At 27.4% G+C, this 12,620-nt stretch carries 8 protein-coding genes; 3 read left to right on the top strand and 5 right to left on the bottom strand.

Features of this window, described 5'->3' with window-relative positions:
• Window positions 1–183: 183 nt before the first annotated feature.
• Complete coding sequence (locus tag CQA44_RS09900) at window positions 184–2,364, bottom strand: STT3 domain-containing protein (RefSeq protein ID WP_115547082.1); 2,181 nt, start codon at window positions 2,362–2,364, stop codon at window positions 184–186.
• A 21-nt stretch (window positions 2,365–2,385) separates the two neighbouring features.
• Complete coding sequence (gene gpmI, locus CQA44_RS09895) at window positions 2,386–3,858, bottom strand: 2,3-bisphosphoglycerate-independent phosphoglycerate mutase (RefSeq protein ID WP_115547081.1); 1,473 nt, start codon at window positions 3,856–3,858, stop codon at window positions 2,386–2,388.
• A 73-nt stretch (window positions 3,859–3,931) separates the two neighbouring features.
• Here gpmI and mraY point away from each other — a divergent pair, with 73 nt between their 5' ends.
• Complete coding sequence (gene mraY / locus CQA44_RS09890) at window positions 3,932–4,987, top strand: phospho-N-acetylmuramoyl-pentapeptide-transferase (protein WP_115547080.1); 1,056 nt, start codon at window positions 3,932–3,934, stop codon at window positions 4,985–4,987.
• A complete protein-coding gene (murD, locus tag CQA44_RS09885; protein WP_115547083.1) occupies window positions 4,984–6,183 on the top strand; it encodes a UDP-N-acetylmuramoyl-L-alanine--D-glutamate ligase in 1,200 nt (399 codons plus the stop codon). Before mraY ends, murD begins: the two co-directional genes overlap by 4 nt.
• A gap of 24 nt (window positions 6,184–6,207) precedes the next feature.
• Here murD and CQA44_RS09880 read toward each other — a convergent pair whose 3' ends face one another.
• Genes CQA44_RS09880 through CQA44_RS09870 form a run of 3 tightly spaced genes read right to left on the bottom strand, consistent with a single transcriptional unit; the run spans window position 6,208 to window position 9,483 of the window.
• Window positions 6,208–7,377: a hypothetical protein gene (locus CQA44_RS09880; RefSeq protein ID WP_115547079.1), complete on the bottom strand. Its 1,170-nt coding sequence runs from the start codon at window positions 7,375–7,377 to the stop codon at window positions 6,208–6,210.
• On the bottom strand, window positions 7,364–8,575 hold the full coding sequence (gene ilvA, locus CQA44_RS09875) for a threonine ammonia-lyase (RefSeq protein WP_115547078.1): 1,212 nt from the start codon (window positions 8,573–8,575) through the stop codon (window positions 7,364–7,366). Before ilvA ends, CQA44_RS09880 begins: the two co-directional genes overlap by 14 nt.
• Before the next feature lie 2 nt (window positions 8,576–8,577).
• Window positions 8,578–9,483 (bottom strand): DMT family transporter, encoded by a 906-nt coding sequence (locus CQA44_RS09870; protein WP_115547077.1) that lies wholly within the window; start codon window positions 9,481–9,483, stop codon window positions 8,578–8,580.
• Between the two features lie 159 nt (window positions 9,484–9,642).
• On the opposite strand from CQA44_RS09870, the gene CQA44_RS09865 reads away from it, so the two are divergent.
• Window positions 9,643–12,444, top strand: a complete 2,802-nt coding sequence (locus CQA44_RS09865; RefSeq protein WP_115547076.1) for an FAD-binding and (Fe-S)-binding domain-containing protein — start codon at window positions 9,643–9,645, stop codon at window positions 12,442–12,444.
• The last annotated feature ends 176 nt before the right edge of the window (window positions 12,445–12,620 follow it).

Raw genomic sequence — 12,620 nt, 5'->3', positions numbered from 1 at the left:
CAAAAGCGATTGAATGTAATGCAAGATTGAATTCATTATGATTACCTTGTTTGATTGTGTGAAGTGATTATAACAAGCTTATGATAAATGTTGATTAAAAACAAGTTTTCTAAGCAAATCTTATCTTTAAAGATTTTATATCCTACTTTATAAATAGCTTTTAAGCTATTTAAAACAAATTTCTTATTTTAGCTTATAGGCTTTAGATTCTGTGCTTGTATAAAGTAATTCAAATAAATTCTTATCATAATTTTCATATATAAAAAGTTGTACAATTAAAGAATTATTAGTTCTTTCATCAATTGCAAAAAATGCTCCTAATTCCTTTGAATATATTATATGAAGATTGCTTTTATCATCATTATAACTTTTTGTTGTAGTCTTTAAAGCTCCATTTTTACGCTCTATTATGTGAAATTTTTGGAATTGCAGAATATTATTTGTTTTTGTGCTTAGCAATGTTCCCCTATTTGGATTAAAAATATAACTATCATTTAGTTTATAATTAATACCTTCTTTTGATATAGAATTATATTGAACCAGCTTTCTATCATCTACATTGTATGTTGGCTTACCACTTTTAAAATCTATATCACTAAATTGCTCTATGACGGTAGTAATTGGCAAGATAGAATTAGGAAGATAAATATAAACATCATTTGTTTTTATATCTTTAAAAGAAAGTTTTGAGAGTGAATTAAAAAATACCTCTTCATTGCCTTTAGTATTGTATTTTTGCAAGATTCTATCTAATATATTTAATTTTATTAGATTGTTATCTTTTGTAAAGTATATATCCGAAACCATTTTTGCTAGATTATAAGAGCTAATTTGATTTGTATTTACTAAAATCTTACTTGCTATGAAATGATTTATCCCATCTAAATCTGTCCCAGAAATTAATGAATGCGTATTTGAATAGTATGGAATCATAAATCCATAATCCCACCACGATATAGTTATATCCCTTTTATTCTTAGAATCTTTATTTATAGAATCTAATGCTTGTATTTCTCCTGTATAGCTTATAGGCGGTAATAGGAAATTGATAGTATAATAATAATTTGGAATAATTGCTAAATATCCAAATGCACATAAAATTGCTGCTTTTATGGTATCAATTACAATTTTATCATTAAAAATTCTTTTTAAGTAAAGTGTTACAAAATATATTAAATAAAAGAAACCAATGCTAAAAATAGGAGCTCCAAACATCGCAAATCTCATACCAATTTTCATAGATAATAACGAAAGTATTAAAAAAGGTAGCAATATTAATGTTTTTGGCTGCTTAATAAAAACTAATATAATCCCAATAGAAGCTATACTAAAGCTAATATAATCACCTATTACCCTTTCTACAAGGTTAGCAAAACTTAGTGGTTGAAGCTCTAATATCGTTCCATGTGTGCTTTTTATAGCGATACTGCTTTCTACCATATTACCTGTAATATATGTAGATAATCTTGAAATTATTAAATCCATATTTGCAACCAAAAGCACAGAAATGGCAATTAAGAATATTAATAGACTTTGATATTTAAGTTTTGATTTAATACTTTGTGTTAGATTGTTAAAAATTAAAACCCTATTTGACATAAAATGCAATATTAATAGAATCAAAAAAAGCTTTAAAAAGATATTTATAAAAGAAATTGCAATGATTAAAACACCCAAAGATTCAAATAATTTTATATTTTTTCGTTCAATTGCTATCACATAAATAATAGCAATAAATATTGAAGTTCCTAATATATAAGTAGCACTTACTTTATGCCACATAAGAGATAAAATAAAAAATATTATAGCAAAAACTACATCTCTAAAATTATTATATTTTAAGATTCTAAATAAAAAATAAACTCCAAATAAAGGCAGAGTTAAAACAAGCATATCAGTATCATAATAACCTGCAGATGTTCTATTTACATAGCCTTGCGTCATAGGAGCAAGTAAAGAGGCAAAAAATGCAATATATCGATTTGAAAGCTCTTTTGTTATTAGATATATAGGAATAGCAAATAAAGATGATACAAAAATAGGCATTAAGAAAAATAGAGAACTAATTGAAATTGGAAAAATATAATACACAGCTGCACTAAGTAGTGATGGTAATTCATAAGATGCTAAAGGATAAAAAGCATCATCTCCAAAATGTTTATTTATAAAATCTCTTGTTGCAGTAGCAAAATGATAGGCATCGTTTGTAGTTAAAATTCTTTCTCCATTAAAAAAATATGATTTTATAGGTTGAGTATAATCAACAAAAATATATCTTGTATATATTGCTATAAAAATTGCAATTAATATAAAAGCCAAATCAAGCAATAAATATTTATCAATATTTCTTATTTTATTTATCATTAAAAATTTCCTTAAACATACCTAAAATAATGGTTTTGACATAGAGCTTGGAATCTCTAAATCAAATAATTTTAAAATACTAGGAGCTATATTGTCTAATCCTCCATCATCTATCCTGTTAATATGTCCATCAATGATAAAGCACCACACATATCCCGCTGTGTGATTTGTAAGTAAATTGCCACTTTCATCTTTCATTTTCTCGCAATTTCCATGGTCGCTTGTAATAATTAGAGAATATCCCTTTTCTTTAGCCTTTGATATAATTCTACCTAATTCAAAATCTACTGCTTCAACAGCCTTTATAGCTGCTTCAAAATTACCTGTATGACCTACCATATCGCCATTTGCAAAATTAACAACAATAAAATCATTTTCATTATCCATACTATTTAATGTAGCATTACAAACTTCTTTAGCACTCATTTCTGGTTTTAAATCATAAGTTTTTACTTTAGGAGATGGAATTAATAATCTAACCTCATTTTTTAATGGTTCTTCTTTGCCTCCATTAAAGAAAAATGTAACATGAGCGTATTTTTCTGTTTCTGCAATATGTGCTTGGGATAAATTATTTTGACTTAAAATCTCAGAAAGTGTATTTGTTATATGTTCCTTTGGAAAGAGAATTGGAAATGTAAAACTAGCATCATATTCACACATACATAGAATCTTAATATTTCTTTTTTCACGCTCAAACTCACTAAAATCATCTATTCCTAAAGCTTTTATAATTTCTCTTGCTCTATCACTTCTAAAATTAGTAAAAATAAATCCCTCATTATTCTTTATTCCACTAAAATTATTAAAGCTTGCAGGAATAATAAATTCATCACTAATATCTTCATTAAATTGAGATTGTATATACTCTAGTGGATTTTTTTGAGGATTAGAGGCTTTTATTAAACACTCATAGGCAATCTTTATTCTATCCCAGCGATTATCTCTATCCATAGCATAATATCTACCACTTATTGTAGCTAATATAATATTTTTAGATTCTATTTCTAAAATCTGTTTTATAAACTTACTCGCACTAAATGGCGGAACATCTCTTCCATCAGTTATTGCGTGTATATATACGATTTTCCCTTTAGATTCTAGTATTTTTGCCAATCCTATCATATGGCTAATGTGTGAATGTACACCACCATCACTAACAAGTCCACATAAATGTACTACTTCTAATTTATCTATAAAACTTAGTAAATTTGGATTTTGCTCTAAAGTCTTATTCTCTAAACTTAGTGATATTTTTACTAAATCTTGATACAAAACCCTGCCTGCACCAATGCACATATGACCTACCTCACTATTTCCCATTTGACCCTCGGGCAAACCAATGTCTTTACCAAAAGTGCTTAAAAAGGAATATGGGGCGTTTTTAAAAAGCCATTCATAGTTTGGCTTATTTGCATAATAAAACGCATTCCACTCACTACTTTCATTAAATCCTATACCATCTGTTATTACTAATGCCACCTTTTTTCTCATCATTTAATCCCTAAAAATATAAGTTTAAAGTATAATTATACTTTAAAACGATCAGATAATTACAAGGTTTGCTATGCTCTATTACCTATATTCAATATTTGGGGTAAATATATTTCAATACCTATCATTTCGTGCTGGATTGGCATTTATAATATCATTTTGTTTGTGTGTATTTCTCTTTCCAAAATTTATTATTTGGGCAAGGAATAAAAAAGCTTCCCAACCAATATCTAGCTCACTTCCTACTCATAAAATTAAGGCAAATACTCCAACAATGGGTGGGGTAGTATTTGTTAGTTCAAGCGTAATTGCTAGTATTCTTTGTGCAAACTTTATAAATCATTATGTTTTATTTGGTGTTTTTACTTTAATATTATTTTGTTTAATTGGGGTGCGTGATGACTATATAAAAATATCACAAAAAAACAATCAAGGAATCTCTGCAAAAAGAAAGATAGTCTTATTAATCATTGCATCACTTATACTCTCACTTTGTCTGTTTTTGATAGAACATAATAGTAATTTATACTTGCCATTTATAAAAAAACCTATAATAGATATGGGTTGTTTTACAATTATATTTTGGCTAATAGTTTTTATATCATCAAGTAATGCTGTAAATATAACTGATGGGTTAGATGGACTTGCAACTGTGCCTAGTATTTGTGCAATTACTACACTTAGTATTTTTGTTTATTTTGCAGGTAATGCTATTTTTAGCTCATATCTACTACTACCAAAAACGATTAATTCAGGAGAACTTTTTATAGTCTCTTTAGCACTTCTTGGTTCTTTATTTGGATTCTTATGGTATAACTGCTATCCTGCACAAGTATTTATGGGTGATAGCGGGAGTTTGGCATTAGGTGGCTTTATAGCATACATGGGGATTGTTTCAAATAATGAAATTTTACTAATATTAGTTGGTTTTATTTTTGTTATAGAAACTTTAAGTGTAATTTTACAAATTGGAAGTTATAAAATACGAAATAAAAAAATATTCCTAATGGCACCCATACATCACCATTTTGAAGTTAAGGGTTGGAGTGAAAATAAAATTATCATTAGATTTTGGATTATAGCACTCTTAAGCAACCTCTTAGCATTATTGAGCTTAAAAATAAGATGATTAGCTTATTTGGATATGGTAAAACCCTCCAAGAATTAAGTAAAAAGATAGCTCCTTGTAATATCTATGATGATAAATTTAAAGTAATTTCAATAGATGCTTTTGGCAATACTTTATTCCCAAGCTCATATTTTAATGCAGAAAAATCAGAATTAGAAATAATAAGCCCTGGGATTCCACCCTATTCTCATTTAGCAATAAAAGCTAGAAATCTTATTAGTGAGTATGATTACTTTGCTTCTATGCCACCTAGCGTTTGGATTAGTGGAACAAATGGTAAGACAACCACAACTCAAATGATTTATTTATTGCTAAAACATTTAGGAGTAGAATGTGGCGGAAACATCGGCACTCCTTTATGTAACCTTAACTTAAATGCCACATTTTGGATCTTAGAAACTAGCTCTTTTATGCTTCATTATACAAATAAAGCAAAACCATTTATTTATGCACTCCTGCCAATAACGCAAGACCACATATCTTGGCATAGCACATATAAAAATTATATAGATTCTAAGTTAAAGCCACTTACATTGATGAATAAGAATTCTATTGCAATAATTCCAAAAGAATACGCTTCCTCCCATCAAGCAAAATCTTTTAGAGGTAAAATATATTTTTATGAAGATACTTTTAATCTAGCTAATAGCTTTAATATAAAATTAGAATTGCTTAAGTTTAAAGGAGCTTTTTTACTTGATTGTGTATTATCGCTTTGTGTTGCAAAAATTATTACAGATAATATTAATTATGATTTAATAAATAGTTTTAAAATTGATTCTCATAAAATTGAAGAATTTATAGATAATAAAGGAAGGCTTTTTGTAGATGATAGTAAGGCTACCAATATATCTGCAACATTAGAAGCTATAAAAATTTATAAAAATAAAAAAATATTTTTGATACTAGGTGGTGATAATAAAGGTGTGAGTTTAGAATCTCTAGTTAAAGAGTTAAAAATATATGATATAAAAGTTTATGCAATAGGCAAATGTAGTGAGCATATAGAAAGCTTATGTGATAAATACAAAATAAATTGCAAGCCTTGTTTTGAGCTAAAAAATGCACTTAGTGAGATAAATAAAGAGTTTATAGATGGAGTTTGTATGCTCTCACCAGCCTGTGCTAGTTTAGACCAATTTAACTCATACAAACAAAGAGGAGATCTTTTTAAACTATATGCAATGGCTTTATAAGATTTTTTATTTACAGCTTATAAACTAAATTGCATATCTTGCAACTACTTGATTATTGTATTCAATTATTATATTTCCATTTTTTGCTACTTTTTTTAAAAGTGCTCCACCTTGTTTTATCCCATAGAATCTAAGCCTATTTTGCATTTTTTTATCTGTTGTAACTCTTTTTATATTTCTAGTTTTTAACTCTCTTGATATTTCTTTTGCAATATAAAATTCATTCAAAAATATCTTGTCTTTATTTTCTACAAAAATATAAATTTGTTTTGAAAAAACTAATAACAAAACTTCAAATAATAAAAATATAATTACCACAATAAAGCGATTTTTATAAGCATTTTGAAACATAGGAAGCCTTACGCGAATATCACTTAAAAATTGCTTTATCATAAGCGGTATTCCACATAAACTCATAAATAAAAATATCTCTTTATAAATTTCTTGTCTAATTGATAAAATAAAACTAATTACAAAACTAATAATGCTTATATAAAGTAATAAATTAGGTTTATCTTTAGTTAAATTTCTATATAAAGTATAAACATAATAAATAAACAATGGAGGAGAATATAATAACGCAAGTTCTCCAAATACATCTAAGAATCTCCCGCTTGGTTTTCCACTAATATCAATTCCATATACATATATATTTATACCAAAACAAAATATTGAAAATATTGCAAGCTTTTTGTCTCTCTTAGAAACTGCATAAAAAAAGAATGCTATAAATAACATAAAAGTACTTGGGCTAATAAAGATAGCAGTAAATAATAAAAAATAAACTAACTTTGTCTTTACTAGCTCAACATAACAAATAAGCAATACCACAAAAAGTGTTATTATTGATTCATTTAAAATGCTTCCTTGCATTATCACACAAGGAATAAAAGAATAAATTATTACGCAAAGAATACTATCAATTTTATATTTTAAAATTTTCTTTGAGATTAAATAAATTAATAATAAATTAAAAAAATGAAATATTAAATTTGGCAATTTTAGTGCATAGTCATTATTACCAAAATAGCTTACAGATAAGTTTGCAAGTTTTGCAATTAAATCTTTATTTTCAAAATAAATTAGAGATTCTTTATAGCTGATACTAATATTACTTATAATATAAAGCAATATAGCTATGCTAAAAAAAGCACTTAATAAAAAATAAAAATTATATCTATTAATAAAATTCATCTATTTTATAACCAGCACAAGAAAGTTTTTCTCTAATTTCATCTTGATGCTCTAACCCTTTAGTTTCTAAAGTCATAGTAATTATTGCATCACCATAATCTATGGTAGTTGAGATTCTGTTATAATCAATCTTTATAATATTTGCTTCTGCTTTGCATAAAATGTCAGTTAAATTTTTGAGGCTACCGGGCTTATCTATTAATATAGTTTTAAATTGCATTTTTCTATGAGACTTAATTAAACCCTTTTCAATAATAAGACTTAGCATTGTTACATCAACATTTCCGCCACTTAAAACTATCCCAATGTTATCATTTTGTTTTATTTTAGGTATTTTATTATGCAACATTGCAGCTACTCCAACAGCACCTGCACCCTCAACCACTAATTTTTGTTTCTCTAATAAAAACAACACTGCATTTGCAATCTCTTCATCATCAACCATAATTATATCATCAACACATTCTAAAATAATGTCTAAGTTTTTTTTATTCACATCTCTAACAGCTATGCCATCAGCTATTGTATGTACAGATTTAGAATTACAGGCTTTTTTTGCTCTAAAGGAATCATACATTGCCCTTGCACCCTGTGCCACAACACCGATTATTTTTGTATTTGGACTTAGATTTTTATATACATTTGAAATTCCACATATTAATCCACCTCCACCAACAGGAATTATTACATAATCAAGTTTTTTTTCTTCAATCATTTCTAAGCCAATAGTTCCCTGACCAACTATCACATCATCATCTGCAAATGGGTGTATATATTCTAATCCCTGTTCTTTACTAAGTTTAATTGCATATTGATAGGCTTCATCATAATTTTCTCCTGCTAAAATCACTTCTGCATCTAATGCCTTTGTAGATACAACCTTAAGGAGAGGAGTAGCTTCAGGCATAACAATAACACATCTTATTCCAAAATGCTTTGAACTAAAGGCAACTCCTTGAGCATGATTTCCTGCACTTGCAGCAACTACGCCTAGCTTTTTTTCTCTATCACTTAATTTTGAAATTCTATTATATGCTCCCCTTATTTTATATGCTCCTGTTTTTTGGAGATTCTCTTTTTTTAAAAAAATATTGCATTTAGCAATTTCACTTAATCTTGGGGCATAAGATAATTCTGTTTTTACAATAATATCTCTAAGCCCATCTCTTGCATTTTTAAATAATTCTAAATCTATCATCACTATCCTTTTGCTTTATTAAACTCTTTTAATATTACGGGCAATGCTATTATAATTCCAGATAGTATTATAAAAAACATTCCAAAAATAATAAAAACATTTGGCACACTATCACCTAATATTATCCCAAATACAGAGCTAAAAAATATTCTAGTATAATCTATCGGTGAAACAATCCCCGGAGGTGCAAATGTATAAGCTCTAGTAATATAATATTGCCCTATTGTGCCTGTTATTCCCACTATAATTATAAAAAACCAATCCCTTAAATTAATATCGCTAAAGCCATCTTGTTTGATTAATATAATGGTTAGCCCTATTAAAGTAGCCATTATCCCAAAGCTAAGCATAATTGTTAAATCATCAAAATATCCTTTTAAAGACCTTATACTAACAAATGCAAGGGCTGCAAAAATTCCACTTATTATTCCACAAAATATATTAATAATAGGGAGATTTGATGTTTCTGGATTGCTTATTAAAATAACTCCAATAAAGCCTATAACAACACTAATTCCAACAGAAATACTAATTTTATCTCTAAGTATTAAGAATGCAAAAATTGCTGTCCAAATAGGTGCAGTTTGTGCGAATGCTATGGAAGTTCCAAGTGGAATAGTTTCTATATTATAAAGCATTGCGTATAAAGATGTTGTGCCTACAAATGCACGAAATATTAATTTAACCCAACCTCCACTTTTATTATGATGTTTATTTGTATTTTTCTTGCTTTTAGCAAACATTAAAACTGCCACAAATAACGCCATTGTAAAACCACGAAAAAATAGATTTTCATTTATTGTTATGTGGTTTGATAAAACTTTTAAAGCAGAATTCATTAGTGAAAAAAATATTGAACCAAGCAACATACAAAACATACCATAACGAATCAATTTATTGCGAGTCATTTTAAACCTTAAATCTAAGAAAAATAATTAAGAAAAAATAAAATGGATTGTATTATAATTTTTGTTAATAATTATTTGTTTTAGGATTTTAATAAAAGCTAGTAACTATATTAGCCTTTTTATTATTTGATATTTTTTGTAAATTAAGGGGAATAAAAAATGAGCAAATATAATACTTCTAATTATGAGGCTTTTTATAATGAAGCAAAAATATTTTTAAAGAATAGAATCTATAATTCCTATCTTTATCGCTTTGCATTAGGCACAGATGCCTCTTGTTATAGATATATACCAAAAATTGTAATTAGGGCTCATAGTGAAGATGAAATAATTAAGATCCTAAAATTAGCTAGAAAGTTTAATTTGCCTATTACATTTCGCGCTTATGGTAGCTCTTTATCAGGGCAAGCATTAAGTGATAGTATCTTAATAATTACTACTTTTGGATTTAGAGATATAGCAATAAACAATGATAGTATTAGGCTTTCTTGTGGTGTTATTGGAAGTGATGCAAATGCCGCTTTAAAACCATATAATAAAAAGATAGGACCAGACCCCGCTACCATAACTATGGCTTCAATTGGAGGAATTGTCTCTAATAATTCAAGTGGAATGTGTTGTGGAGTTAAAGAAAATAGCTATCAAACAATAAAATCAATTCGTGTAATTTTATTAGATGGAACTATACTTGATACAAGCAATAAAGAAAGTATAGATTCTTTTATAAAAACCCATAAAGAAATGATAAATTCTATTCTTAATTTAAGGGCTGAAATTTTAGAAGATAAAGAATTAACATCTTTAATTAAAAAGAAATATAAAATCAAAAATACCACAGGATATGGTATAAATTCTCTAGTTGATTTTGAAAATATAGTTGATATTTTAAATCATATTTTTGTAGGCAGTGAAGGGACTTTAGGTTTTATTTCTAGTGTAGAGCTATTTAGTGTTGATGATTGCATTTATAAAGCTTGCGGATTATTATTTTATAAAGATATGAAGGATGCTTCAAAGGCTATTGAAATACTAGCAAAAAATGAAAATATAATCTCATCTGCAGAAATTATGGATTATCACTCTTTAAAAAGTGTACAAAATATAGATGGCGTTCCTAGTATTATACATAAAATTAGCAAGGATAATGCTTGCATTCTTATTCAAACACAAAGTAATAATAAAGATATTTTAGAAAAAAACCTAAATACTATAAAAGAATCTCTAAAGCAAACAAATCTAATATTAACACCTCTTTATAGCACTAATGAAAATGAATATAATACTTGGTGGAAAATACGCAAGGGCTTACTTCCAATAGCTAGTGCTAATAGAAAAGATGGAGCATCTGTAATTACTGAAGATGTGTGCTTTGAGATTGAAAAATTTGGCGAGGGAGTAGAGTTTATTCAAAGATTATTTGATGAATTTGGATTTAGTGATAATGGAATAATATTTGGGCATGCATTAAGTGGCAATATACATTTTATAATAACACCAAATTTAGACGATAAAAAAGAGAGAGAGAATTTTGAAAATCTAGTTAGTAAAATGGCTAATGGTGTTGCAAACTTTGGAGGAAGTGTAAAAGCAGAACACGGAACAGGAAGAATGGTAGCACCATTTGTAGAGGTTGAATGGGGTAAAAAAGCATATAATATAAACAAAAAAATTAAAAATATTTTTGACCCACAGAGCTTATTAAACCCAGATGTAATAATAAGTAATAACCCAAATATTCATACACAAAATCTTAAAGAAATGGCAAAAATTGATGATTTTATCAATAAATGTATGGAGTGTGGATTCTGTGAGAAAGCCTGTCCTAGCAACTTTCTAACACTAACCCCAAGACAAAGAATTAGCGTAGTGCGTGAAATGCAAAGGCTTTTAAAGCTAAATACAAAAGATTCTATTAAACTTTATGATGAAATGAAAGAAGAGTATAAATATGCAGGTGATGAAACCTGTGCTGCCTGCTCACAGTGTGCAAGTCTATGTCCATTAGAAATTGATACTAGTAATATTGCATTAAATTTAAGAAAAGAAGCAAAAAAAGCACAATACCTTGTAAAGCATATATACAAACACTTATCATTTTATATTACTATGACTAGGTTTTGCTTAAAACTTGCAAATTTATTTAGTATCCCTATGTTAAATAAAATTCCTTTTAGAAAAATAAGGCTTCCATACATTCCGCTAAACTTACCACAAGCAAATGATTTTTATAATAAAATTAATATAAATAAAGCACAAATAAAACCTAATTTAGATTCTATTAAAGTGATATATTTTAGTGCTTGTATGAATAGAGCTTTTAAGCCTAGCAAAATTCTAGCAAATAATGCAGACAAACGAAATATTCAAGAAGTATTTTATTCAATATGCAAAAAAGCAAATATAGAAGTAATAGAGCCTAAAAATCTAGCTAATATGTGCTGTGGAAAAGCCTTTATTGACTATGACATTAATTTATCCAACCTAAAAGAATTAAAAGCATTAAGCAATAATGGAAAAATCCCCATAGTATTAGATCATAGTGCTTGTAGTCAGCACCTAAAAAACAATTTAAAAGATTTAAAAGTGCTAGATTTAGTAGAATTCCTCTTAAATATAAAAGATAGATTGCAAATTACAAAAATTAATGAAAATATTAGTGTATATGCTATGTGTGCGTTAAAAAAGAATAATAAAGGTAAATTAATAGAATCTCTTGCAAAGCTTTGCACTAATGGAGAGGTTATTAATGAGGAAAATATTAAATGCTGTGGATTTGCAGGTAATAAGGGCTTCTTCACTCCAGAGCTAAATAAAAACTCACTTTTAAATCTCAGAACAATAAATGGAATTAAAAGAGGGTTTAGCTCCTCTTCTACATGCGAAATTGGTTTAAACGATTATAGCAATATTGCTTGGCAGCATATTTCTTATTTAGTAGATGAGGTTAGCAATCAACCATAAAAATTATTTTTATGGCTAGTATTAAATTGTTCGCATCTTAAAAAATTATATTAATTTCTTTAATTGTTTTATAAAAGCTTGACAAATACCAAGTATCAAGTCTTATAATACTTTATATAATTTTAGGTTTTTAGGCTTTTAGATTTTTGATAGAATCTTAGAGGATTTAAATTCCT

The organism is Helicobacter sp. MIT 14-3879 (assembly GCF_003364125.1).
This window is presented reverse-complemented; position numbering and strand designations above follow the sequence as displayed.

Excerpts from the sequence above, each read along its gene's own strand:
- gpmI (WP_115547081.1), bottom strand. The coding sequence starts at position 3,858 with ATGAGAAAAAAGGTGGCATTAGTAATAACAGATGGTATAGGATTTAAT.
- CQA44_RS09865 (WP_115547076.1), top strand. The coding sequence starts at position 9,643 with ATGAGCAAATATAATACTTCTAATTATGAGGCTTTTTATAATGAAGCA.
- CQA44_RS09900 (WP_115547082.1), bottom strand. The coding sequence starts at position 2,364 with ATGATAAATAAAATAAGAAATATTGATAAATATTTATTGCTTGATTTG.
- CQA44_RS09870 (WP_115547077.1), bottom strand. The coding sequence starts at position 9,483 with ATGACTCGCAATAAATTGATTCGTTATGGTATGTTTTGTATGTTGCTT.
- ilvA (WP_115547078.1), bottom strand. The coding sequence starts at position 8,575 with ATGATAGATTTAGAATTATTTAAAAATGCAAGAGATGGGCTTAGAGAT.
- mraY (WP_115547080.1), top strand. The coding sequence starts at position 3,932 with ATGCTCTATTACCTATATTCAATATTTGGGGTAAATATATTTCAATAC.
- murD (WP_115547083.1), top strand. The coding sequence starts at position 4,984 with ATGATTAGCTTATTTGGATATGGTAAAACCCTCCAAGAATTAAGTAAA.
- CQA44_RS09880 (WP_115547079.1), bottom strand. The coding sequence starts at position 7,377 with ATGAATTTTATTAATAGATATAATTTTTATTTTTTATTAAGTGCTTTT.